General features: G+C 50.2%; 22 protein-coding genes and 3 tRNA genes. 22 read left to right on the plus strand and 3 right to left on the minus strand.

What is annotated here, in order from left to right:
- Positions 1-1,076: 1,076 nt before the first annotated feature.
- The 5 genes from pyrB (at position 1,077) to HMPREF2711_RS11210 (ending at position 4,617) form a co-directional block, all read left to right on the plus strand.
- Positions 1,077-1,997: an aspartate carbamoyltransferase gene (gene pyrB, locus HMPREF2711_RS00035; protein ID WP_049322220.1), complete on the plus strand. Its 921-nt coding sequence runs from the start codon at positions 1,077-1,079 to the stop codon at positions 1,995-1,997.
- 10 nt (positions 1,998-2,007) lie between these two features.
- Positions 2,008-2,466: an aspartate carbamoyltransferase regulatory subunit gene (pyrI, locus tag HMPREF2711_RS00040; protein WP_003749219.1), complete on the plus strand. Its 459-nt coding sequence runs from the start codon at positions 2,008-2,010 to the stop codon at positions 2,464-2,466.
- 193 nt (positions 2,467-2,659) lie between these two features.
- Entirely contained in the window at positions 2,660-3,325 is a 666-nt protein-coding gene (locus tag HMPREF2711_RS00045) for a COG1361 family protein (protein WP_036491369.1), read from the plus strand.
- A gap of 276 nt (positions 3,326-3,601) precedes the next feature.
- On the plus strand, positions 3,602-4,465 hold the full coding sequence (locus HMPREF2711_RS00050; protein ID WP_003749223.1) for a GNAT family N-acetyltransferase: 864 nt from the start codon (positions 3,602-3,604) through the stop codon (positions 4,463-4,465).
- Positions 4,466-4,488: 23 nt separating this feature from the next.
- Positions 4,489-4,617 (plus strand): hypothetical protein, encoded by a 129-nt coding sequence (locus HMPREF2711_RS11210; protein WP_269208304.1) that lies wholly within the window; start codon positions 4,489-4,491, stop codon positions 4,615-4,617.
- Between the two features lie 65 nt (positions 4,618-4,682).
- On the opposite strand, the gene HMPREF2711_RS00055 is transcribed toward HMPREF2711_RS11210, so the two are convergent.
- Positions 4,683-5,186, minus strand: coding sequence for a hypothetical protein (locus tag HMPREF2711_RS00055; protein WP_003749225.1), 504 nt, complete (start codon positions 5,184-5,186; stop codon positions 4,683-4,685).
- A 221-nt stretch (positions 5,187-5,407) separates the two neighbouring features.
- Between HMPREF2711_RS00055 and pyk the strand changes: the two genes are divergently transcribed.
- Together pyk and HMPREF2711_RS00065 are read left to right on the plus strand one after the other, a co-directional pair.
- Positions 5,408-6,880 carry a pyruvate kinase gene (gene pyk / locus HMPREF2711_RS00060; protein ID WP_003749226.1) on the plus strand — a complete coding sequence of 491 codons (1,473 nt, stop codon included), beginning with the start codon at positions 5,408-5,410 and terminating at the stop codon, positions 6,878-6,880.
- A 176-nt stretch (positions 6,881-7,056) separates the two neighbouring features.
- Positions 7,057-8,472 carry an OmpP1/FadL family transporter gene (locus tag HMPREF2711_RS00065; protein WP_003749227.1) on the plus strand — a complete coding sequence of 472 codons (1,416 nt, stop codon included), beginning with the start codon at positions 7,057-7,059 and terminating at the stop codon, positions 8,470-8,472.
- Between the two features lie 315 nt (positions 8,473-8,787).
- Here HMPREF2711_RS00065 and HMPREF2711_RS00070 read toward each other — a convergent pair whose 3' ends face one another.
- Positions 8,788-10,053: a LysM peptidoglycan-binding domain-containing protein gene (locus HMPREF2711_RS00070; protein ID WP_003749229.1), complete on the minus strand. Its 1,266-nt coding sequence runs from the start codon at positions 10,051-10,053 to the stop codon at positions 8,788-8,790.
- Positions 10,054-10,287: 234 nt separating this feature from the next.
- On the opposite strand from HMPREF2711_RS00070, the gene def reads away from it, so the two are divergent.
- The 10 genes from def (at position 10,288) to topA (ending at position 21,975) form a co-directional block, all read left to right on the plus strand.
- Positions 10,288-10,791, plus strand: a complete 504-nt coding sequence (gene def, locus HMPREF2711_RS00075; RefSeq protein ID WP_003678675.1) for a peptide deformylase — start codon at positions 10,288-10,290, stop codon at positions 10,789-10,791.
- Between the two features lie 135 nt (positions 10,792-10,926).
- The gene (gene fmt, locus HMPREF2711_RS00080; RefSeq protein WP_003749232.1) at positions 10,927-11,853 is read left to right on the plus strand and encodes a methionyl-tRNA formyltransferase; all 927 of its coding nucleotides are present in this window, start codon (positions 10,927-10,929) and stop codon (positions 11,851-11,853) included.
- 33 nt (positions 11,854-11,886) lie between these two features.
- Positions 11,887-12,405 (plus strand): O-acetyl-ADP-ribose deacetylase, encoded by a 519-nt coding sequence (locus HMPREF2711_RS00085; protein WP_003749233.1) that lies wholly within the window; start codon positions 11,887-11,889, stop codon positions 12,403-12,405.
- Between the two features lie 47 nt (positions 12,406-12,452).
- Positions 12,453-13,712, plus strand: a complete 1,260-nt coding sequence (rsmB, locus tag HMPREF2711_RS00090) for a 16S rRNA (cytosine(967)-C(5))-methyltransferase RsmB (protein WP_070615084.1) — start codon at positions 12,453-12,455, stop codon at positions 13,710-13,712.
- Entirely contained in the window at positions 13,678-14,271 is a 594-nt protein-coding gene (locus HMPREF2711_RS00095; RefSeq protein WP_003749237.1) for a DUF4390 domain-containing protein, read from the plus strand. Before rsmB ends, HMPREF2711_RS00095 begins: the two co-directional genes overlap by 35 nt.
- A 3-nt stretch (positions 14,272-14,274) precedes the next feature.
- Positions 14,275-16,401, plus strand: coding sequence for a sensor histidine kinase (locus tag HMPREF2711_RS00100; protein WP_003749239.1), 2,127 nt, complete (start codon positions 14,275-14,277; stop codon positions 16,399-16,401).
- Entirely contained in the window at positions 16,388-17,662 is a 1,275-nt protein-coding gene (locus HMPREF2711_RS00105) for a sigma-54-dependent transcriptional regulator (protein ID WP_003749241.1), read from the plus strand. The genes HMPREF2711_RS00100 and HMPREF2711_RS00105 overlap by 14 nt, the downstream gene beginning before the upstream one ends.
- Positions 17,663-17,923: 261 nt before the next feature.
- Positions 17,924-19,114, plus strand: coding sequence for a DNA-processing protein DprA (dprA, locus tag HMPREF2711_RS00110; protein ID WP_070615086.1), 1,191 nt, complete (start codon positions 17,924-17,926; stop codon positions 19,112-19,114).
- Between the two features lie 25 nt (positions 19,115-19,139).
- Positions 19,140-19,595: a Smg family protein gene (locus HMPREF2711_RS00115; protein ID WP_003749244.1), complete on the plus strand. Its 456-nt coding sequence runs from the start codon at positions 19,140-19,142 to the stop codon at positions 19,593-19,595.
- A gap of 73 nt (positions 19,596-19,668) precedes the next feature.
- Entirely contained in the window at positions 19,669-21,975 is a 2,307-nt protein-coding gene (topA, locus tag HMPREF2711_RS00120) for a type I DNA topoisomerase (protein ID WP_070615089.1), read from the plus strand.
- Positions 21,976-22,048: 73 nt separating this feature from the next.
- Here the strand turns inward: topA and HMPREF2711_RS00125 are convergent, their stop codons facing one another.
- Positions 22,049-22,744 (minus strand): hypothetical protein, encoded by a 696-nt coding sequence (locus HMPREF2711_RS00125; RefSeq protein ID WP_029609880.1) that lies wholly within the window; start codon positions 22,742-22,744, stop codon positions 22,049-22,051.
- A 256-nt stretch (positions 22,745-23,000) separates the two neighbouring features.
- Here HMPREF2711_RS00125 and rsmD point away from each other — a divergent pair, with 256 nt between their 5' ends.
- From rsmD to HMPREF2711_RS00150, 5 genes are all read left to right on the plus strand, one after another.
- Complete coding sequence (rsmD, locus tag HMPREF2711_RS00130; RefSeq protein WP_003749250.1) at positions 23,001-23,573, plus strand: 16S rRNA (guanine(966)-N(2))-methyltransferase RsmD; 573 nt, start codon at positions 23,001-23,003, stop codon at positions 23,571-23,573.
- Positions 23,574-23,695: 122 nt separating this feature from the next.
- Positions 23,696-23,947 carry a YfhL family 4Fe-4S dicluster ferredoxin gene (locus HMPREF2711_RS00135; protein WP_003749253.1) on the plus strand — a complete coding sequence of 84 codons (252 nt, stop codon included), beginning with the start codon at positions 23,696-23,698 and terminating at the stop codon, positions 23,945-23,947.
- Positions 23,948-24,045: 98 nt separating this feature from the next.
- Positions 24,046-24,129 (plus strand) — tRNA-Tyr (locus HMPREF2711_RS00140).
- A 31-nt stretch (positions 24,130-24,160) separates the two neighbouring features.
- Positions 24,161-24,234: transfer RNA gene (locus tag HMPREF2711_RS00145), tRNA-Gly, on the plus strand.
- Positions 24,235-24,243: 9 nt separating this feature from the next.
- A tRNA-Thr gene (locus HMPREF2711_RS00150) sits at positions 24,244-24,318 on the plus strand.
- Positions 24,319-24,397 lie beyond the last annotated feature (79 nt).

Raw genomic sequence — 24,397 nt, forward strand, 5'->3', positions numbered from 1 at the left:
ATGATGCGGAGTGTAAGCCTTTTATGGGGTAGAAATCTGATCGAAAAGGGGGGCGGATAAAGAAAAAAGGACGTGCGCGGGCACGTCTTTGGGTAGGCTGATCTCAACCTCGAGTACAGTATTATTGTCTTAACCTGTTTTATTATTTTGACGAACTGAATATTTCAAATCCAGTACCTTATGCTGATACTGCAACCAGCTGGCGGAAGGTAATGTCCTGATCAGAACTATTGGAGCTGATTAACTGTAAACTGAGCGGAAAAGTTTAAAAGTAGAGAAATCGGTAGTTTAAGTTATTGATGCAACATTATTCAGACGGCCCGAGCGGTCATGGGTAAGGACAATAAAAGATAAAGGCTGCAGACAAATTACACCAAGCAAAGATAGCATTGTCTGCAGGGTAGAAAGCTGGTTGATACAGCAAACATATATCTGTATCTATTTTGAAAGGCTATATTGAGAAACTGCACATCACTCCTTCAATGTCGACGAGATAAGGTATGGCAGAATGCTCGATCAAAGGCTACGGCAGCAAAACAGATGGCACCTAGAAAAACATCAGCTACAGACCTGCATTATTGAAAAGCCCTTTGCAACAACTCATCGACGGAAACGCAAATCAAACACAACCAAATATTTGTTGAAAAACCCGTTATGTAGTTGAACAAAGCTTTGTTACGTTTCACTGTAAATCAGGCTGTGAACCTAATTTGCTTTAGGCAACATGGGTGTGCAACGCTATTCGAAAGCGATATGTTTGAATCGTTGAATCGGTTAACAGCTTACTTGCGCTTGTTTGCTCCTACAAGATGCGAGTATTGGGAAGATAAAAGGAAACCATCAAATCCCTGTGTTTGAATTTTGGCTGTTGAGAATGAAGGATTTTTTGCAAAGGTCTTAGGCCGTCTGAAAACTTGATAGAAGCAGTCGTCTGTTAAATATGCGATAATGCGGGAGATTTCATGGGTGTGGTAGAAACATGGTTGAGACTGTCCGGTGGGAATTATGCCGGACAACGATGGAATCGGTTTGCTTGAAACGCCCGCTTTGCGGGTTTTTTATGGGAAGGAATGGTCATGCCTAATCCGCTTTATCGGCAACATATTATTTCAATTTCAGATTTGACGACGGAGCAGCTCGAATTGCTGCTTCAGACGGCCTTGAAGTTGAAAAAGCAGCCTCGTGAAGATTTGCTTGAAGGCAAGTTGATTGGTTCGTGCTTTTTTGAACCGTCCACTCGTACGCGTTTGTCTTTTGAAACGGCGGTACAGCGTTTGGGTGGGAAAGTTATCGGTTTTTCCGATGGCGCGAATACCAGTGCGAAAAAGGGTGAAACGCTTGCGGATACTGCGAGGATTATTTCCAGCTATACGGATGCGATTATTCAGCGACACCCGAAAGACGGTGCGGCCCGTGTGGCGGCCGAGTTTTCGAGCGTGCCCGTGATTAATGCCGGCGATGGTACCAACCAACATCCGAGTCAGACGCTTTTGGACTTGGTCACGATTTATGAAACACAGGGCAGTTTGAGCAATTTGAAAATTGCGATGGCCGGCGATTTGAAATATGGCCGTACGGTACATTCATTGTGTCAGGCGCTGAAGCGTTGGGGTTGTGAATTTGCGTTTGTTTCCCCTCCTAGCTTGGCGATGCCGGACTATATCACTGAAGAGCTGGAAGAGGCCGGTTGCCCTTATCAAATTTTGCCCGGATTGGAAGAAGCGGTCGAATGGGCAGATATTTTGTACATGACCCGCGTTCAGCGCGAACGTTTTGATGAGCAGGAATTTGCCAAAATCCAGGGTAAATTCAATCTTGATGCGTCAATGTTGGCAAATGCTAAACCCAATTTGCGCGTCTTGCATCCTTTACCGAGGGTAGATGAAATTCATCCGAATGTGGATAAAACACCTCATGCCTATTATTTTGAACAGGCAACCAACGGTGTGTATGCACGGATGGCGATTTTGTCTTTGGTATTGAACGAAGAAGTTTAAGGAGCGAAAGATGGAAAACTCAAAACTCAGCGTGGAAGCGATCGAACAAGGTACGGTCATTGACCATATTCCTGCCGGTAAGGGCTTGGCCATTTTAAGGCAGTTCAAACTGCTGCATTATGGCAATGCAGTAACGGTCGGCTTCAATTTGCCCAGCAAAACGCAGGGCAGCAAAGACATTATTAAAATCAGCGGCGTATGGTTGGATGCCAATGCGGCAAACCGTTTGGCTTTGTTTGCCCCTGAAGCAGTGGTCAACAAAATCGATCGGTTTAAGGTCGTTGAGAAACAGCATTTATCATTGCCGGATGAAATTTCGGAGGTATTCCGCTGTCCGAATACCAATTGCGCCAGTCATGGCGAGCCGGTCATCAGCCGTTTTTATGTCCGCTCACATCATGGTCAGACACGTTTGAAATGTCATTATTGCGAAAAAACCTTCTCGCGTGATTCGGTTGCCGAAGCTTGATAAAAATCTCAGGCCGTCTGAAGATACGGCTACGAAGTTTGAGTTGTTTGCTTGATACATTAGATGATAAAAAGCAAGATATTAAGCCAAGTTGCGTTAAAATTACGTTAAAATAATGCCTTCCGGGTTGATGACATTATTCGCCCGGAAGGCATTATTTTTTAATAACATGATACGAAATGTAGGAAAACTCATGCACTCATCCATACAAAGCCGGTTTGCCCCAATTTTATACGTCTTGATTTTCTTTGCCGGATTTTTAGCCGCACAAGTTTGGTTTAATCAGCAAGCCTATTTGGCCAATCTTCCCCTTTTGGTTACAGCCATTTCTGCCGTTGCATTGGTTTGGTTGATTTGGGCCGTCGTATCTGCGCGATCCAAAGCTAAAAGCAAGATGTTGCACCGCGAGCAGCTGATTCAAAAAGAGAGCATTCATCCGGTTTTGCATGCGACGTTGCAGCGTTCTGACGGTCAAACGGATTTATTGGTTTTGGTTGTCCGCAATAGCGGTAAGGGCTTGGCGAAGAATGTACGCTTTGAGGCAGAGCCTTTGCCGGATCACTTGCCGAGCAAGTTGGTTGCCGATGCAGTGATGCAGTTGGAGATGTTTTCCGGCGGCGTGGATATGCTGGCATCAGGCGAATTGTATGGCGGCGTGTTTGCAAGCATGTTGGCGCTGGCTGCCGAATTGCCGGACCAAACATTCGGCGGTGTGTTGAAACTGAAAGCCACTTATGAAAATGCCTTTGGCGATCAATGCACTTCAGAAAGCGTTTTGGATTTGAGCATACTGAATTTCAATCTGTCGGAAATTAAATCCGGCGGCGAGCAAAAGCCCCGTAAGAAATTGTTGTATTGATGTGTAGGATATGCAGGCCGTCTGAAACCGAAATACTTGGTTTCAGACGGCCTGTTGTTATTTTTCAAATGATTTTTGAAGAAAAAGAGGCGTATCGGGTATAATAATCAAAGAATTCGAAACGGATTGCCAGGATCGGCAAGGCCGTCTTATCATTGTTTTAGTTCAAAACTTTACTGATATTTTTTCAATCATCTGTTGCTATGTATCGGAACTTTTTCTGATGTCGGCAGCGGCGAAATATTCCTTCAGCCATTTACTTTCAGGAAGCTGCTTATGTTAGTGTGTAATCCTTATGAAGTTGTGATCCATGGTACAACCAGCAAAGGCAAGATTTTCCGACCAAGCGACTGGGCGGAGCGCCTGTGCGGTATTTTGTCCTCCTTCACCAAAGACAACCGCCTTTCCTATTCGAATTGGGTGCGCCCGATTTTGGTGGACAATGTCCGTTGTGTGGCAGTCGATAAAAAACTGGAAGAAGACAATCCGCAAATGTTCCGTTTCTTGATGGATTTTGCAGCGGATAACGATTTGCGCGTGATTGACTGCAAAGCCTTGCTCAAAGAGCAGGAAAGCAAGCAGCAGGGCGAAGTGCCGGTCGAGCGCGTTTTGTTGGCGCAGGCGATTGAAGAAAAACACGCCGCCGAGCGTGCGGAAGCGGCCGATACCCAGCCCGAGCCTCAAGCTGCCGCGCCTGTGGTCGGCGTATTGCGTGAAATTCCGCCGGAAGAAACTGCGACCGCTTTTGCGGCATTGAGCATTTTGCGTTCTTCTTTGACCGATATCCACCGTTTTGTCGAACAAATCAACGAGCATCAGCGTAAAACCGGCTACCGCCTGTTGGGCATTTTTGAAGAAGGCAAACAAAATGCCGTAGCCGTATGCGGTTTCCATGCCGCGTACAACTTGGCCAGCGGTTACCACATCCATATTGACGACATTGTGACCATGCCTCAAAGCCGCCGAAAAGGCTATGCTTCGCGCTTGTTGGAAGAAGTACGCAAAATCGGTGCGGAAACCGGCGCAACCAAAATCCATCTGAATGTCCATGTGAACCATGACCGCGCAGATGCGCATCGTCTCTACTTCAAAAACGGATTTGAAATTTGCGCCTACCATTTCCGTTGCGATCCGAAATAATGGTTGTAGAAAGAGGGAATCCCATGTTGAAGATTTTGACTGCGGCTGTTTTGGCACTGAGTTTGGCGGCCTGCGCATCAGGCAGCGGGCAAGGCAGCTCGCAAATGTATGGCGAGATTAAGGCCGGTGTAGAAACCAGCCATCAACGTTGAGATATATAATGACAAGGCCGTCTGAAATAGGTTTTTCTGTTTCAGACGGCCTTTTTGCAGCTTGATTAGAAGGTAGCGGAGGTATCGTCGGTGGCAACAGTCCGATGCAGGCGATACCAATTGTACAGGCGCAAGATGCACAAGAAAGCAATAATGGGCATGCAGGCTGCGGTAACCAGATAACGCGGGTTGCTGAAGTTTAAAACATTGCGGCCGGAAAGCAGCGACAAAGCGGCATGCAACCATTCCCACAAAGACGAAATGCTGAAAGCCAAAACAGCCAACAGGCCGAGGGTTCGGAAAATACCGATGGGCAGTATTTGTCGGCGCAATACGGCGCGGTTGAGTTGGAACAAAACAATCAAACCGAAGCCGATGATGCAGACCATGCCGCCGTTGGCGACGATTTGCAGGCTGTTGAAGGCGATGTCGGGCGTAACGGAAAGCGTGCCGGACTGGTTGGATGCAGTTTGTTGCAAGTTTAAGCCTTGCATCACATTCAGGACGAAACCGTATATCAGGTCGGCCAAAACGATGCCGATGGGTAGAGGAGTTAAAAAACGTTTCATGGATCGGTCGGATATTTCAGTATTCTATTCGTATGAGTGAGGCCGTCTGAAAATTAAACATGACGACGTGAGGGTATATTGTATCCGATAGGAAAGTAGGTTAATGCAAAAATAAATTTAGTTTAAGTCAGAAAATGATGTAATTTTACGCCAACATTATTGCATTAAGAGTACAATCCTCTTCATTATCAAACGTGAAATCAACAGGAAAGGACGTTTACATGAGCCAATTGCAACGTGATTTAACCCGTATCAGCCACAATACCAAAATTGTCGCCACACTGGGTCCGGGCAGCAACAATGTACAATTGTTGGAAGACATGATCCGTGTCGGCGGCCTTAATGTCGTCCGTTTCAATTTCAGCCACGGTACGCCGGAGTTCCATGAAGAAAATGCCCGTATCGTACGCGAAGCCTCGAAACGTGCGGGTCAGGAAATCGCCATTCTTGCCGACTTGCAAGGGCCTAAAATCCGCGTGGGCAAAATTGCTGGCGGCAGCATCGAATTGAACAAAGGCGAAACGCTGGTTCTTGATGCCGCACTTGAAGGCGAAGGCACACGCGAAGCGGTGGGTTTGGACTACCGCGATTTGCCGAATGACGTTGCTGCCGGCGATGTTTTGTGGCTGGACGACGGCCTGTTGACTTTGACCGTTGAAGCGGTTGAAGGAAGTAAGATTATTACAAGGGTAGAAAACAGCCATGTGCTGAAAAGTAACAAAGGTATCAACAAACGCGGCGGCGGCCTGTCTGCCGGTGCATTGACCGAAAAAGACTTCCGCGACTTGAAAACCGCGATTGCCATCGGTTGCGACTACTTGGCCATCAGCTTTGTGAAATCTGCCGAAGATTTGCACATCGCACGCGCCAAAGTCGAAGAAGAAATGAAAGGCAGCACCGCCGTACGCCCCGGTTTGGTTTCCAAAATCGAGCGCGTAGAAGCCATTGAAAACCTGGACGAAATCATCCTTGCCAGCGACGGTATTATGGTTGCCCGCGGCGACTTGGCAGTGGAAGTCGGCCATGCCGCCGTACCTGCCCTGCAAAAACGAATGATCCGCCGCGCCCGTGAGTTGCGCCGCTTCAGCATTACCGCAACCCAAATGATGGAATCGATGATTACCAACCCTGTACCGACCCGCGCGGAAGTCAGCGACGTGGCCAACGCGGTATTGGACGGTACCGATGCGGTGATGTGTTCCGCCGAAACCGCCGTCGGCGCGTATCCGTTTGAAACCGTCAGCCAAATGGCGATTATTTGTGCGGCTGCGGAAAAAGAACAAGATTCGCTCAACGGTGTTGCCGAACAGGTCGAGTATCCCGAAGCCGTCAGCACCAACTTGGCGATTGCCGGCGGTGCGGTCAGCGTGGCGCGCGCGGTTCACGCCAAAGCCATTGTTGCCCTGACTGAAAGCGGTTCGACCGCCTTCGAAGTCAGCCGCCACAACATCACTCTGCCGATTTTTGCCCTGACGCCGAGTGTTTCAGCGCAACGTCGTATGGCGATGTACCGCGGTGTGCGTCCGTTGATTTTGGCAACCAGTACCGACCACGATACCGCGCTGAACGAAGTGGAAGCCATGTTGGTAGAACACAAAATCCTCCAAAGCGGCGACCAATACATTATCACCAGCGGTTCGAAAATGCGCGAATCCGGTTCGACCAATACGCTGGAAGTGTTGCAGGTTAAATAATTGCAGTGATCCGATGATTGGAAAAGCAGGCTGTTTTAGCCTGCTTTTTTTGTGTAAAAAAAGAAAAGATTAGGCAAAAATAATGATGTAGTATAGAATTGAGTGCCTATACTAAATCAATAAAGGACGTTTCAGACGGCCTTTTTCTTTGTCCGCTACTTTCACGGTAAACCAAAATGATTCATTTCAATCTGAAAAAAACAGCATTTATTTTAAGCGCAGCACTGTTATCTACCGCCGTCCAAGCCTCCGGCTACCACTTCGGCACACAATCCGTTAACGCACAAGGCACGGCCAACGCCGCCGCCGCCGAAGCCGCCGATGCATCAACCATTTTCTACAACCCGGCCGGTTTGAGCAAAATTGACAGCAGCCAAATTTCCGTCAACGCCAATATCGTTTTCCCAAGCATTCACTATGAGGCGGAATCTGCGAAACACTTCCGCACGGGTGCCGATGTCAGCGGCTCGACCGGCGGCAAAATTACTGAAACCACCGTTGCTCCGCACGTTTATGGCGCGTACAAAGCCAGCGACGATGTAACTTTGGGTTTGGGTGTGTACGTTCCTTTCGGCTCTGCAACCGAATATGAAAAAGATTCCGTGTTGCGCCACAACATCAACAAACTGGGTTTGACCACCATCGCCATCGAGCCGGTAGTCGCATGGAAACTGAATGAGCAGCACGCCGTCGGTGCCGGTTTGATTGCCCAATATTCCAAAGCCGAATTGCGTAAATACTCCGACTGGGACGCTTCCGGCGCCATCAGCCAGTTGGCCAGCGGCTTGGCTTCCCGTCAAGCAGGCCGTCCCGTTGCTGTCGATGCGACCGGCAAAGCTGACGGTCATGCCGATGTAAAAGGCCATGATTGGGGCTTCGGCTACCAACTGGCGTGGATGTGGGACATTAACGACCGCGCACGCGTGGGTGTGAACTATCGTTCCAAAGTATCGCATACGCTGAAAGGCACTGCCGATTGGGAAGCAGACGGCGCATATGCAAAACGTGCTTGGGATTTGGGTGCAATGGCTGCACGCGGTTATGTGCCGAACGAAAAAGCCAGCGTCAAAATCGTCACGCCTGAGTCTTTGTCTGTTCACGGTATGTACCGCGCCACCGACAAAACCAATTTGTTCGGCGATGTGACCTGGACGCGTCATAGCCGCTTTAACAAAGCCGAGCTGGTGTTTGAAAATACCAAAAACGTTGTCAACGGCAAATCTGACCGTACCGTCATTACGCCTAACTGGCGCAACACTTATAAAGTTGCATTCGGCGGCTCTTACCAAGTTACCGAACCATTGCAACTGCGTGCCGGTATCGCTTTCGACAAATCACCGGTTAAAAGTGCTGAAGACCGCATGAACAGCCTACCTGACGGCAACCGTATCTGGTTCTCCGTCGGCGCTAAATATCAACTGGGTAAAAACCATGTGATCGATGCGGCGTACAGCCATATCCACATCAATGACACGGTTTACCGTACCGGCAAAGCCAGCGGCAACGACGTAGACAGCCGCGGTGCATCCTCTGCCCGCTTCAAAAACAAAGCGGACATCTTGGGCTTGCAATACACTTATAAATTTAAATAATCGGATTTGAGTGGTGGATAAAAAGGCCGTCTGAAGATTTCAGACGGCCTTTTTGATTAGCAGGAATAGATGAAACAATCAATAGGCAATAAATAGCGTGTTAGGGTTTCTATATTGCTGATTGGAATGGCAGAACGGCAAGACAATAGAAAAGGGGATAGCCGATAAATAGCTGAAGACATGGGATATTGTTTGCGCTTTAAAACGGCGTGTTACAGATTTTATTTATTTTGATGGGCAACAATCAAAAGGCCGTCTGAAAAAACAGGTTTTCAGACGGCCTTTGTTTGCCGAATCGCTGCTAAAAAAGCTCAATCAGCTGCGGACTTCCAGTTCGATTTCTCTTTCCTGTTCGTCTTCGGCCGGTTTGTCCATGGTTTTTTCATCGGCCATATTGTCCAAATCGCGGCCGGGTTCGGAGGCGGTATCGCCGATGGAAACGCTGTTCAGGCTTTCCAAAATAATGGCGGAGGCCAGATGGTCGGATGTGCGGTACACCATTGCCAAACCGATTTCTTCCGCCGGAATGGAAACCAATTCAACCGTATCTTTGTCTTTCGGCTTGCGAATCAGGTTGTTGGACAGATTCACACGGACTTGGCGGCCACGTTTGTAGAGGCTGACCACCGTGCCTTTGTCCAAGCCGTCGAGTTCGCCTTTATCCAACGTAATGGTTTGGAACTGGCCGGCTTCGCCCACGCCGTCGAAGATGGAAACGACTTTGGCCTGAATCGGACGGGCAGGGGCGTGAGGCATCACGTTGAAGCTGTCGAGGCCTTCGGGCAGTTTCAGCAGATAGTCGTCTTTGCGGATTTCGGAAACGGCTTCTTCGATAACCAAAGGTTGCGCGGACTGGGTGCGCAGCTTCATGACTTTGTTGACTTGGGTGTAATACTCGTTGCTTTTGAGTTTTTCGTCAGAAGCGCGGGTACGGTGTTCCAATGCGGAGTCGGTGTAAGGCAGCGTGTTGGCGATGCCGCTGAACACGACTTCTTGGCCGAGGAATTTGCCGGTTTCCGGATCAGTGATATTTTTATTGACGCGGTAGGTCAGGTAGCGGCCGGGTTCGGTCAGGCCGTATGCGTACACGCGGTTGCCTTGCGTGTAGAGGACGCGGTTGTCGGGGCCCGCAATCAGGCGCGGCGCGTTGGCGGTTTCTTCCGGAGCGATAATCTGCGGATGTTTCATGAACATACGGTAGAGGTTGACGTTGACAGTCGGAATACCGTAGCCGGAAGTTTCGCGTACGCGCGGATGCAGTTTGATCACGGGAATGCCGTCTGAACGGGTTTGGGCGTGTTCAAAACCCAGTCGCGGCTGGCCGTTGACGTAGCGTAAAACCAACACCTGCCCCGGATAGATCAGGTGCGGATTGCGGATGGCGTTGCGGTTGGCGCCCCAAAGGCGGTTCCATTGCCACGGGCTGTACAGATATTTGCCGGAAATACCCCACAAGGTATCGCCGTTTTTAACGACGTAGCGTTGCGGCGCATTGGGGCGGATTTTTAAAGAAGCTGCCTGAGTGTGGGCAGAAATAGCCATGCCTGCCATGCAAAGCAGGGTTATAATACGTTGTTGCATAACCGTTCCCCTTGAAATCGGTTTGGTTTGTCTTCAGATGATAAACAGAGAAGGCTGGAGTTTGCGAAACTGCCGCCCATCCGTCAATACGATAACGAACGGCCTCTGTCGCGCTATCTTAACATTTTTCGGCGTTATTTTAGCATTGAATGTTGCTGTCATGACAGGAGATTGTGGCGGCGGAAACCAAATCTGTATGAAAATCACACATCAGCTTTATAAAACGAGAATATTATGGCTTTACTGAACATCCTCCAATACCCTGACGAGCGTTTGCACACGGTCGCCAAACCTGTTGAAAAAATCGACGAGCGCATCCAGACATTGGTTGCCGATATGTTTGAAACCATGTACGAAGCACGCGGTATCGGCTTGGCGGCCACTCAGGTTGACGTACACGAGCGCATCGTCGTGATGGATTTGACCGAAGACCGCAGCGAGCCGCGCGTGTTCATCAACCCCGTCATTGTCGAAAAAGACGGCGAGACGACTTATGAAGAAGGCTGCCTGTCCGTGCCGGGCATTTACGATACCGTAACCCGTGCCGAGCGCGTCAAAGTCGAAGCCTTGAACGAAAAAGGCGAGAAATTCACACTGGAAGCAGACGGCCTGTTGGCAATCTGCGTGCAGCACGAATTGGACCACCTGATGGGCATCGTGTTTGTCGAACACCTGTCGCAGCTGAAACAAGGCCGCATCAAAACCAAACTGAAAAAACGTCAGAAACACACCATCTGACCTAAGCATCGCTTAAAGGCCGTCTGAAAAGACAAAACAGAAGGCAGACTTCGGTTTTCAATCTTTCAGACGGCCTTTTCAGCTGAAACAGTTTGCCCAACGCGCCCATTCAAACCATTTCCACAAGGACACAACATGAAAGTCATCTTTGCCGGTACGCCCGATTTTGCCGCCGCCGCCTTGAAAGCCATCGCCGCCGCAGGTTTTGAAATTCCGCTGGTGTTGACCCAGCCCGACCGCCCCAAAGGCCGCGGCATGCAGTTGACCGCATCGCCGGTCAAACAGGCTGCCTTGGAATTGGGTTTGACCGTGGCGCAGCCGGAAAAGTTGCGCAATAACGCCGAAGCCCTGCAAATGCTCAAAGATACGGGCGCGGATGTGATGGTGGTGGCCGCGTATGGCTTGATTTTGCCGCAGGAAGTGTTGGATGCGCCCAAACACGGCTGCCTCAATATCCACGCCTCGCTGTTGCCCCGTTGGCGCGGTGCGGCGCCGATTCAACGTGCGATTGAATCCGGTGATGCCGAAACCGGCGTGTGCATCATGCAGATGGACATCGGCTTGGACACCGGCGCTGTGGTCAGCGAACGCCGCTACGCCATCCAGCCTACGGATACCGCCAACGAAGTGCATGACGCGTTGATGGGTTTGGGTGCGGAAGCGATTGTTGCCGACTTGCAACGTCTGCAGGCGGAAGGCCGTCTGAACGCGGTCAAACAGCCTGAAGAAGGTGTTACCTATGCCCAAAAATTAAGCAAAGAAGAAGCGCGTATCGATTGGAATCAAAGCGCAGACATTATCGAACGCAAAATCCGCGCCTTTAACCCCGTCCCTGCCGCGTGGGTCGAGTATCAAGGCAAACCGATGAAAATCTGGCGCGCCGAAGTGGTGGCCAAACAGGGTAAGGCAGGCGAGGTGTTGTCTTGCACTTCAGACGGCCTGCTGGTGGCGTGCGGTAAAAACGCGCTGAACATTACCGAATTGCAGCCTTCCGGCAGCAAACGCATGAGCATACAGGCATTTGCGGCAGGTCGGACGATTGAAGTCGGAACGGTTTTGTAACAGGCTGAAAACCAACGTAGAGGAAAGAAAACAATGGCTGTTTTTGAAGTGGTCGAGGGCGATATTACCCGATTGGCAGTCGATGCGATTGTCAATGCCGCCAATTCATCGCTGTTGGGCGGTGGCGGCGTAGACGGTGCAATACACCGTGCCGCGGGCAAAGAGCTGCTGGACGAGTGCCGCACTTTGGGCGGTTGCCGCACGGGCGAAGCCAAAATTACCCAAGGCTACCGTTTGCCTGCACGCTTTGTCATCCACACGGTCGGGCCGGTATGGTTTGGCGGAAAACAAAATGAAGAGGCTAAATTGGCACAATCCTATGCCAATTCTTTGCTGCTTGCCCAGAAACACGATCTTCACAGCATTGCCTTTCCGTGCATCAGCACCGGTGTGTACCGCTTCCCGGCCGAAGCCGCCGCACGTATCGCTTTGGAGAGTTTGAAGCAAACCCTGCCGCAATGTCCGGCAGTGGAAAAAATCATCTTTTGCTGTTTTTCCAAAACAGATGCCGAATATTATCGGGTATTGCTGGCTGCCGAACAGGCCGTCTGAAATCCGCCGAACACTTGAAATCAAATTATGAATCAGAAAGCAAAAATATGAGTATGTCCCTCGCCCAAAAACTGGCCGCCGACAGCGTTGCCGCGGTTGCCGAAGGGCGCAATCTTCAGGATGTTTTGGCGGAAATCCGCGTGGCGCATCCGCAGTTGACGGCGCAGGAAAACGGCGCCTTGCAGGATATTGCCTACGGTTGCCAACGTTATTTGGGCAGTTTGAAACACATGCTTGGTCAAATGCTGAAGAAGCCGATTGACAATCCGCAGCTTGAAAGCCTGCTTTTGGCGGCGATGTACCAACTGCATTACACGCGCAACGCGCCTCATGCCGTGGTCAATGAAGCGGTGGAAAGCATTGCCAAAATCGGCCGCGGTCAGTTCCGCTCGTTTGCCAACGCGATTTTGCGCCGCTTTTTGCGTGAACGCGACAAGCTCGCGGCCTCCTGTAAAAAAGACGATGTGGCGAAACATAATTTGCCGCTGTGGTGGGTGGCTTACTTGAAAAACCGTTATCCGAAACATTGGCACAACATTCCCACCGCGCTGCAATCGCATCCGCCGATGACTTTGCGCGTCAACCGCCGACACGGTAATGCCGAAAGCTATTTGGAAAAGCTGGCTGCGGAAGGTATTTTGGCCAGGGCGTTGGACGAATACGCCGTGATGTTGGAAGAAGCCGTGCCGGTAAGCCGCCTGCCCGGTTTTTCAGACGGCTTGGTGTCTGTACAGGATTTTGGTGCGCAACGTGCTGCCTATTTGTTGAACCCGAAAGACGGCGAACGCATCCTCGATGCCTGTGCGGCGCCGGGCGGTAAGACAGGCCATATCTTGGAACTGGCAGATTGTCATGTTACTGCTTTGGATATAGACGAAGGCCGTCTGAACAGGGTGAAGAGTAATCTTGACCGTTTAGGCTTTCAGACGGCCTCTTTGGCTTGTGCCGATGCGCAGGACTTGGCGGCATGGTATGATGGTAAGGCCTTTGACGCTGTTTTGGCCGATGTGCCGTGTACCGCTTCGGGCGTGGCGCGGCGCAATCCCGACGTCAAATGGCTGCGCCGACCGACCGATGCCGTCAAAACCGCACGCCAACAGGAAGCATTATTAGACGCGCTGTGGCAGACCCTGACGAAAAACGGCAGGATGTTGCTGGCTACCTGCTCGGTCTTTGTCGAAGAAAACGACGGTCAATTGCAAAAATTCCTTAACCGCCATGCCGATGCCGAGTTGATCGAATCGCATGTGCTTTTACCGAACAAACATCAAGATGGCTTTTATTACGCGCTTATTAAAAAGCAGTAAAACGCTGATTGTACCGCTCTTGCTCGCTGTGTCGCTGAACGCGGCGGGCGAGGGCATCAGTGCGACCCGTGCCGAGGCAAAGCTGACCCATGCCGGACAGCTTTCCGTCAGCAGCCGTTTCCGCACCGACCTGCCCGATCAGCTCAAAGAAGCACTCAAACAGGGCGTCCCCCTGCATTTCAATTTAAGTTGGCAGCTGTCGGCGCCGTCCGTGGCGTCTTATAAATTCAAGTTCGACCAGCTGCTCAACAACGACAGCACGATTCAATACAAACTGTCCTTCCATCCGCTGACCAACCGCTATCGCGTTACCGTCGGTACGTTTTCTACCGAGTACGACACGCTTGAAGCCGCCTTGCGCGCAGTGGGCGCAGTCGCGAATTGGAAGGTTTTATCCAAAGGCGCGCTGAGTGAAGTGGCCGCCAAAGACACGAAGGCTGAAATCCGCCTGTTGCTGACAACCGCCAAGCTGCCCAAACCGTTCCAAATCAATGCCCTGACGTCTAAAAATTGGCATTTGGATTCGGGTTGGAAATCCTTGTCGGTCGTGCAGGAGTAAACCATGCGCCGCTTTCTCCTGATTGCCGCTGTATTCGCCGTAGTTTTGTTGTACGGTCTGACTGTTGCAACGGGCAGCAGCAACGTATTGTCCGATTATTTCTGGTGGATTGTCGCCTTGTGCGGCTTGCTGTTACTGGTGTTGGCCGCAGTATTGGTGCGCTATGTCGTGCTTTTGATGCGCGACAACAGCAAAAGCGTGTTCGGCTCGCAGATTGCGCGTCGGCTGTCGGGGATGTTTACCTTAGTTGCCGTATTGCCGGGTGTGTTTTTGTTCGGTATTTCCGCCCAGTTTATTAACGGCACGATTAATTCTTGGTTTGGCAACGATACCCATGAGGCTTTGGAGCGCAGCTTAAACTTGAGCAAATCCGCGCTGAACTTGGCAGTGGACAACGCGGTCAGTAACGCCACGCCGGTGCAAATCGACTTAATCAGCGCCGCTTCGCTGGACGGCGACTTGGGGCAGACGCTGACCCAATCCGCACCTACTTCCGAATTTGCCCAGCTGGCGCTTTATAACGCGACCACCCATAAAGTCGAGAAAAGCATCAACCCCCTGAAACTGAATCAACCGACGCTCAACAAAGAAGGATGGGAGCAACTGGAGCAGACCGGCTCGGTACGCAGCTTGGAAAACATCGGCGGCGTGCTGTATGCTCAAGGCTGGATGCTGATTGGTACGCATAAAAATCAGGATTATGCATTGTTTTTCCGTCAGCCGATTCCGAAAGATGTTGCCCAAGATGCGACGTTGATCGAAGCGGCCCGCGCCAAATACGCCGAGCTGAGTTATACCAAAAAAGGCCTGCAAACCTTTTTCCTGTCCACGCTGTTGGTCGCGACATTGTTGGCCATCTTTTTGGCGCTGGTGATGGCTTTGTATTTTGCCCGCCGTTTTGTGGCGCCGGTGTTGTCGTTGGCAGAGGGCGCGCGGGCGGTGGCTCAGGGCGACTTCAGCCAGACCCGGCCGGTATTCCGCAATGACGAGTTTGGCCGTTTGACCCAATTGTTCAACCACATGACCGAGCAATTGGCGATTGCCAAAGAGGCGGACGAGCGCAACCGTTTGCGCGAAGAAGCCGCTCGCCATTATTTGGAATGCGTGTTGGAAAGTTTGACCACAGGCGTGATTACTTTGGATGCCGACGGCCGTCTGAAAACCTTTAACAAAGCCGCCGAACAGATTTTGGGCGTTTCGCTGGTGTCTTTGTGGGGCAGCAACTGGCATCAATGGCACGGCAAATCGCCGCAGCAAACCCTGTTGGCCGATGTGTTTGCCGCCATTAATGAAACCGCCGACAGCGACAAACCCGTCCAAGTCGAATACGCCGCGCCCGACGATGCCCGAATCTTGTTGGGCAAAGCCACCATCCTGCCGGAAGACAACGATAACGGCGTGGTGATGGTGATTGATGACATTACCGTCTTGATACGCGCGCAAAAAGAGGCCGCATGGGGCGAAGTGGCGAAACGTTTGGCGCACGAAATCCGCAATCCGCTTACGCCCATCCAGCTTTCCGCCGAGAGATTGGCATGGAAATTGCATGATAAACTTGACGAGCAAGACGCCCAGATCCTCAGCCGTTCAACCGATACCATCGTCAAACAGGTTGCCGCGCTGAAAGAAATGGTCGAAGCGTTCCGCAATTATGCGCGTGCGCCGTCGCTGAATTTAGAAAAACAAGATTTAAACGGTTTGGTGTCGGAAGTATTGGTATTATATGAGGCAGGCGCGTGCAAATTTAATGCACGGCTCAGCGCCGACGCCTTGCCGATTGCCGCCGATACGACGGCCATGCGCCAAGTGTTGCATAACCTATTTAAGAATGCCGCAGAAGCGGCGGAGTTGGACGAAGCGCCGCAAGTAAACATCGAAACAGGACGCGAAGGCGGACAGGTTTTCCTGACCGTATGCAACAACGGCAAAAGTTTCAGCAAAGAAATGCTGCACAATGCTTTTGAGCCGTACGTTACCGACAAACCGACAGGAACTGGGCTGGGTTTGCCCGTTGTGAAAAAAATTATCGAGGAGCATGGCGGCCGTATCAGCCTGAGCAATCAGAACAGCGGCGGCGCGTGCGTCAAAATAGCTTTACCGGAAATGGCAGAAACTTATGCGAAGCAGTGATATTTTGATTGTAGATGATGAAGTAGGCATCCGCGACCTGCTCTCCGAAATCCTTCAAGACGAAGGCTATACCGTTACTTTGGCCGAAAATGCCGAAGAAGCGCGCCAATTGCGTTACCAAACGCGTCCAGCCATGGTATTGCTGGACATTTGGATGCCCGATTGCGACGGCATCACTTTGTTGAAAGAGTGGGCGAAAAACGGCCAACTCAATATGCCTGTGGTCATGATGAGTGGCCATGCCAGCATCGACACCGCGGTTGAAGCCACCAAAATCGGCGCGCTCGATTTTCTGGAAAAACCGATTGCCCTGCAAAAACTCTTGTCCGCAGTAGAACGCGCCTTGAAACATGGAGAAGTTCAGACGGCCTCCGGCATGACTTTGGACAAACTGGGCAACAGCCCCGTCATTCAAGAAATGAACGGCAGCATTGAAGCGGCCGCCAAACACAACCGCCCGCTGCTGTTGGCCGGTGAGGCAGGCTCGCCGTTTGAAATTGTGGCCCGCTATCTTCACAAAAGCGGTACGCCTTGGGTGGCAACCGACCGTGTCGAACACATTGTCGATACACCGTTGGAGCTGTTGCAAAAAGCATCGGGCGGTATTTTGTATGTCGGCGATATTGCCCGTTACAGCAAAAACATCCAAAACGGCATCGCTTTCTTGCTGGAGAAAGCCGACCGCTACAATGTCCGTGTGATTGCTTCATGCGGCTTTAAACGCGGTGAGAGCGCCGATGACGTCGTTGCCGGCCGACTGGCGGAGTTGTTGAAAGAGCGTATCAATATCCCTTCTTTGCGCAGCCAACCGGACGACATCGTCTTTTTAATCAACCGCATCATGACCGATTTGGCCGAAAGTCAAAAAATCCAGCCGGTAAAATTCAGCGACAGCGCGTTGGTGGTTTTGCGCCAATACGATTGGCCGGGCAATTACGACCAGCTTGCCGAAACGGTGAAAAACATCATGTTGGAATCGGACGGCAAAGAAGTGGACGACCAGGCCGTTGCCGCGGCTTTGGGTCAGAAGGAAAATGCAACGGCGACAGAAATCATCGGTGGCTTCAATTTCAATATGCCTTTGCGCGAATTGAGGGAAGAAGTCGAGCGCCGTTACTTTGAGTACCACATTGCCCAAGAAGGCCAAAATATGAGCCGTGTGGCGCAAAAGGTCGGTTTGGAGCGTACGCACCTTTACCGCAAACTCAAACAACTCGGTATCAGCGTATCGCGCCGCAGCGCCGACAAATCCGAAGAATAAGCGCAATATCGGTTCAAACACAAAAGAGGCCGTCTGAAAGCCATCAGGTTTTTCAGACGGCATCGTCATTTGACGGTTTGCGACGGCATCGTCATTTGACGGTTTGCTTAGACAAACGATACTTTATCAAAATAATGATATGGCCCGGCATTGTTGTTTTGCCTTTTAAGCCAGACAAAAGTTTTATACCAATAAAATTTTCAGACGGCCTTAATTTACTTCAGGCCGTCTGAAAAACCATTACGAAAAGGGAACAGATTGATGACGGAAAACGAGCGTTTTGCTTGGTTGCAACTGGCATTTACGCCCTATATCGGCGCAGAAAGTTTTTTGGTGCTGTTGCAGCAATTCGGTAGTGCACAAGCTGCCTTGAGTGCGCCGGCAGACAAAATTGCCGCCCTGGTACGCCATAAACAGGCGGCCGAGTCGTGGCGCAATGCGGACAAACGGGCTTTGGCGCAGCAGTCTGCCGAAGCCGCTTTACAATGGGAAATGCAGGACGGTTGCCGTTTGTTGCTGCTGCAAGATGATGATTTCCCTGAAATGCTGACGCAAGGCATTACCGCGCCGCCGGTCTTGTTTTTGCGCGGCAATGCAGGACTGCTGCACACACCTTCTGCCGCGATTGTCGGCAGCCGCCATGCCACGCCGCAGGCAATGCGGATTGCCAAAGATTTCGGCAGGGCGTTGAGTGAGAAAGGCATTCCCGTCGTATCGGGTATGGCTTCGGGTATCGATACCGCCGCCCATCAGGGCGCATTGCAGGCAGATGGCGGCACCATTGCCGTCTGGGGAACCGGTATAGACCGCATTTATCCGCCGTCCAATAAAAACCTTGCTTATGAAATCGCTGAAAAAGGATTGATTGTCAGCGAGTTTCCTTTAGACACGCGTCCGTTTGCAGGCAATTTTCCGCGCCGCAACCGTCTGATTGCCGCGTTGTCGCAGCTGACATTGGTGGTCGAAGCGGCATTGGAATCCGGTTCGCTGATTACTGCCAAGTTGGCGGCGGAGATGGGGCGCGAAGTGATGGCGGTGCCCGGTTCGATAGACAATCCACACAGCAAAGGCTGCCACAAGCTGATTAAAGACGGGGCAAAATTGGTGGAATGTTTGGACGATATTCTTCACGAATGTCCGCAGCTATTGCAAAATACGCCCGTTCCATCATATTCTATAAATAAGACGGTAAAACCCAAAAACGACCAAACCAAACGTCTGCAACCCAAAGCAATAGCGGATGAACCGCAAAGGCCGTCTGAAAACCCTCCTGCCGCCTCATCGACAAGCACTTTATTGGAAGCAATGGGTTACGACCCGATACACCCCGATATTTTGGCGCAACAAACCAATACGGCGGCGGCAGACGTGTACGCACAGCTTTTAGAATACGAACTCGACGGTATTGTTGCCGCCTTGCCGGGCGGCCGTTATCAGCGTGTCAAAGCATAAATTATCTATATCTTAAGGAACCAGCATGACCGAAGTCATTGCCTATTTAATCGAACACTTCCAAGATTTCGACAACTGTCCGCCTCCGGAAGATTTGGGTCGCCTGCTGGAAGATGCAGGTTTTGACGCTACGGAAATTGGCAATACATTGATGATGATGGAAGTCTTGTTCAATACGTCCGAATTTTATGCCGAGCCGTTTAACAGCGATTCCCTGCGCGTATTCTGCCGTGAAGAAGCTGAAAACCTGCCGCAGGAAGTCATGGGCTTGATGCAGTATCTGGTTGCCGAACACGCAATTACTTACGAGCAGCGCGAAATCGTCATTCACGCCCTGATGCACATTCCATCGGACGAAATCACCCTCGATACCGCCAAAGTGTTGGTATTGCTGGTGTTGTGGATGCACAAGAGTGAGTTGCCCGTCCTGATTGGCGACGACTTGATGAGTGCGTTGACCGGACAAAACGTGATGCACTAAACCTTTTTTCAGACGGCCTCAATCATAAAGGCCGTCTGAAACATAAACCCAATACATCCAAAAGAGAACAACAATGGCGAAAAACCTATTAATCGTCGAATCCCCGTCCAAAGCCAAAACCTTGAAAAAATATCTGGGCGGTGATTTTGAAATCTTGGCGTCTTACGGTCATGTCCGCGACTTGGTACCCAAAAGCGGAGCAGTCGATCCCGACAACGGCTTTGCCATGAAGTACCAGCTGATCAGCCGCAACAGCAAACACGTCGATGCCATCGTCGCCGGTGCCAAAGAAGCCGAAAACATCTACCTCGCAACCGACCCGGATAGGGAAGGCGAAGCCATTTCCTGGCATCTTTTGGAAATCCTCAAATCCAAACGCGGCCTGAAAAACATCAAGCCGCAGCGTGTCGTGTTCCATGAAATCACCAAAAATGCCGTGCTTGATGCCGTCGCCCATCCGCGCGAAATCGAAATGGACTTGGTCGATGCGCAACAAGCCCGCCGCGCTTTGGACTATTTGGTCGGTTTCAACCTCTCGCCGTTGTTGTGGAAAAAGATCCGCCGCGGTTTGAGCGCAGGCCGTGTGCAAAGTCCCGCCCTGCGTTTGATTTGCGAACGCGAAAACGAAATCCGCGCGTTTGAAGCGCAGGAATATTGGACGGTACATCTCGACAGCCACAAAGGCCGCAGCAAATTCACCGCCAAACTCGCCCAATACAACGGCGCGAAACTCGAACAGTTCGACCTGCCGAACGAAACCGCGCAAGCCGACGTGTTGAAAGAACTCGAAGGCAAAGGGGCCGTCGTTACCGCCATCGAAAAGAAAAAGCGCAGCCGCAACCCCGCCGCGCCGTTCACTACATCAACCATGCAGCAGGATGCCGTGCGCAAACTCGGTTTTACCACCGACCGCACCATGCGTACCGCCCAGCAGCTTTACGAAGGTATAGACGTAGGGCGGGGTGCCATCGGTCTGATTACCTATATGCGTACCGACAGCGTGAATTTGGCTGATGAAGCGTTAACCGAAATCCGCCATTACATCGAAAACAAAATCGGCAAAGAATATCTGCCAAGCTCGGCCAAGCAGTACAAAACCAAATCCAAAAACGCCCAAGAGGCCCACGAAGCCATCCGTCCGACTTCCGTGTACCGCACGCCCGAAAGCGTCAAACCCTTCCTGAGCGCAGACCAGTTCAAACTCTATCAAATGATTTGGCAACGCACCGTCGCCTGTCAGATGACGCCCGCCAAATTCGACCAAACCACTGTCGATATTACTGTCGGCAAAGGCGTATTCCGCGTAACCGGACAAGTACAAACCTTCGCAGGCTTCCTCAGCGTTTACGAAGAAAGCAGCGACGATGAAGAAGGCGAAGACAGCAAAAAACTGCCCGAAATGAGCGAAGGCGACAAACTGCCCATGGACAAACTCTACGGCGAACAACACTTTACCACCCCGCCGCCGCGCTACAACGAAGCCACGCTGGTTAAAGCCCTCGAAGAATACGGCATTGGCCGCCCCTCGACCTACGCCAGCATTATTTCCACGCTCAAAGACCGTGAATACGTTACCCTTGAGCAAAAACGCTTCATGCCTACCGACACGGGCGACATCGTCAACAAATTCCTGACTGAACACTTCGCCCAATACGTCGACTACCACTTCACCGCCAAACTCGAAGACCAGCTTGACGAAATTGCCAACGGCAAACGCCAATGGATCCCCGTAATGGACAAATTCTGGAAGCCGTTTATCAAGCAAGTGGAAGAAAAAGAGGGTATCGAACGCGCCAAATTTACCACGCAGGAACTAGACGAAACCTGCCCGAAATGCGGCGAACACAAGCTGCAAATCAAATTCGGCAAAATGGGCCGCTTCGTCGCCTGTGCCGGCTATCCCGAGTGCAGCTACACGCGCAACGTTAACGAAACCGCCGAAGAAGCCGCCGAGCGCATCGCCAAAGCGGAAGCAGAGCAAGCCGAACTCGACGGACGCGAATGCCCTAAATGCGGCGGTCGTTTAGTGTACAAATACAGCCGCACCGGTAGCAAATTCATCGGCTGCGCCAACTATCCGAAATGCAAACACGTCGAGCCTTTGGAAAAACCGAAAGACACCGGCGTCCAATGCCCGCAATGCAAAAAAGGCAACCTCGTCGAGCGCAAATCCCGCTACGGCAAACTGTTTTACAGTTGCAGCACCTATCCCGACTGCAACTACGCCACCTGGAACCCGCCCGTCGCCGAAGAATGCCCGAACTGCCATTGGCCGGTTTTAACTATCAAAACCACCAAACGCTGGGGCGTGGAAAAAGTCTGTCCGCAAAAAGAATGCGGCTGGAAAGAACAGGTTGAACCGCCTGCACCGAAAGAATGATGAAGTAGGTTGGTTTAAAGAGCAAAGGTCGTCTGAAAAAATTTCAGACGACCTTTGCTTTTCTGTGATTATTTTATTTAAATCCGCGTGTCGTTTTAAAGTCCGATAAAATACGGTTCATTTCTGGTTCAAATAAGGCTATGTAATCGTAAGATAGACCGCGGCTGGCACTAGGGTGGGGCAGGCAGACGACTTCGCAATTTTCAAACGATTGGAATCTGATTTTGAAACGTGTACCGCTAAAATCTTTTTGTACTACTCGTAGCGGTTGAGTTTGTTTTCCGACAAGCTGCTCGAAGCGCGGCAATACATTTGCGCAATTAAGATAATTTGTCAGGTTGCTTCCCATGAAGAGAATCAATTTAGGACGTAGTTTCTCAATGTGGTAGAGAAAATTATCGACGTGTTCGGGCTGGAGAAATTTGTTTGGATTGTCGATTTTGTTGCCCTGAGTAGCTGCCCAGTTGGTTTGAACCAGGGATTTTTCAAATGCACCGCCCAATCCATTTTCGTCTAAGGGGTGTCCCCACATTTCAAACCAATTTTTTATTGTATTGTCGTAACGCCACTTTTTTGCCTGCTCACCATAATAGAGGGATTTATTTGCAAATGTATGGTCGATTTTGTTTTCAGGGAGTTTGTATTCACCTGCTACATAAGCAGCCTCATCGGCTTTACTCCAACCCCACTCATACCCACAAATCATTAAACCATGTTTGTCGTTGTAACCTTGGAATATACTGTTACTGAGATTCAGGTCTGACATGATAATAACTTATATAAACATTTCACAGAGAAATACTCATTATAAATAAGTAAATGTAATTTATCTAGTTTAAGTTTAAAACGCACTTCACGGTGAAACATAGTTCAGTATTTCATGTCGTCAAATTCAAACTGAAAAGGTCGTCTGAAAAATTTTCAGACGACCTTTTGTCTCTAAAAGCAGAGATCGAAATACGGTTTGATAGCAGTTTCACTATATAATTGAGGCCGTCTGAAAACTTGGCATCTTTTAAAAAATTATGGCAAATAACAAACATTCCAAACACACCAATCAAGTACGCATCATTGGCGGGCAATGTAGGGGACGAAAGTTAACTTTTCTGTCCGCAGATGGTTTGCGTCCGACACCTGACAGCGTGCGTGAAAAACTGTTTAACTGGTTGGGTCAGGATTTAACCGGCAAAACAGTATTGGATTTATTCAGCGGTAGTGGTGCTTTGGGAATGGAGGCTGCTTCTCGTCATGCGGCAAAAGTGGTAATGGTCGATAACCACCGCCAAACTGTGCAAACACTTCAGAAAAATGTTCGTGAATTAGGCTTGAGGCAGGTGGAAATCGTGTGTTCAGACGGCATGGCTTATTTGACAAGGCCGTCTGAAAAATTTGATGTTGTGTTCCTTGATCCGCCGTTTGCATGGGAAGATTGGCAAAATCTTTTTATCCGATTGCAAAGCCACTTGAAAAATGGGGCAATGGTCTATATTGAAGCAGGGAAGGTGCCTGAAAAACCGGATTGGCTGGAAATTTATCGGGAAGGAAAGGCGGGAATGAGTAAGTTTGAATTGTTGCTCTATTCGCAAGTTGCTGAATAGTATAGAATTTGAGAATCATTCCCAAGGTGTAAAACATTCTTTCAAACAGATTGTTCCGACGTCATTTGTGCTATAATCCGCGCCCAATCGGTTTTGATAATTTAAGAAAAAAGGAAATAGAAATGTCGCTCTTTATTACAGATGAGTGCATTAACTGCGATGTGTGCGAACCGGAGTGTCCTAATGATGCCATCTCGCAAGGTGAAGAAATTTACGAAATCAATCCAAATTTGTGTACGCAATGTGTGGGCCATTACGATGAGCCGCAGTGCCAACAGGTATGTCCTGTTGACTGTATCTTGATCGATGAAGAGCATCCTGAAACGTACGAAGAACTGATGGCTAAGTACGAAAAAATCATTCAGTTTAAGTAAATAATGTTTAAAAGCAAAAACTTGGATATTTTTAAAGAAATAAGTGAAAAAAAATCTTGACGGAAATCTGAGTTGCAAATAAACTAGCGTTCTCTTTTGGAGGGATTCCCGAGCGGTCAAAGGGGGCAGACTGTAAATCTGTTGCGTGAGCTTCGAAGGTTCGAATCCTTCTCCCTCCACCAAAAATTCTTACTTGGAGCAAATAGTGAGTATGCGGGTGTAGCTCAATGGTAGAGCAGAAGCCTTCCAAGCTTACGGTGAGGGTTCGATTCCCTTCACCCGCTCCAAACAATTTCGCCCATGTAGCTCAGGGGTAGAGCACTCCCTTGGTAAGGGAGAGGTCGGCAGTTCAAATCTGCCCATGGGCACCATCTCATTATTACCCTTTCTTTCAAAAGCTTAGATTATAGGATATTGCCATGGCTAAGGAAAAATTTGAACGTAGCAAAC

The sequence above is a fragment of the Neisseria sp. HMSC070A01 genome (assembly GCF_001810165.1).
In the GTDB taxonomy this organism is placed as follows: domain Bacteria; phylum Pseudomonadota; class Gammaproteobacteria; order Burkholderiales; family Neisseriaceae; genus Neisseria.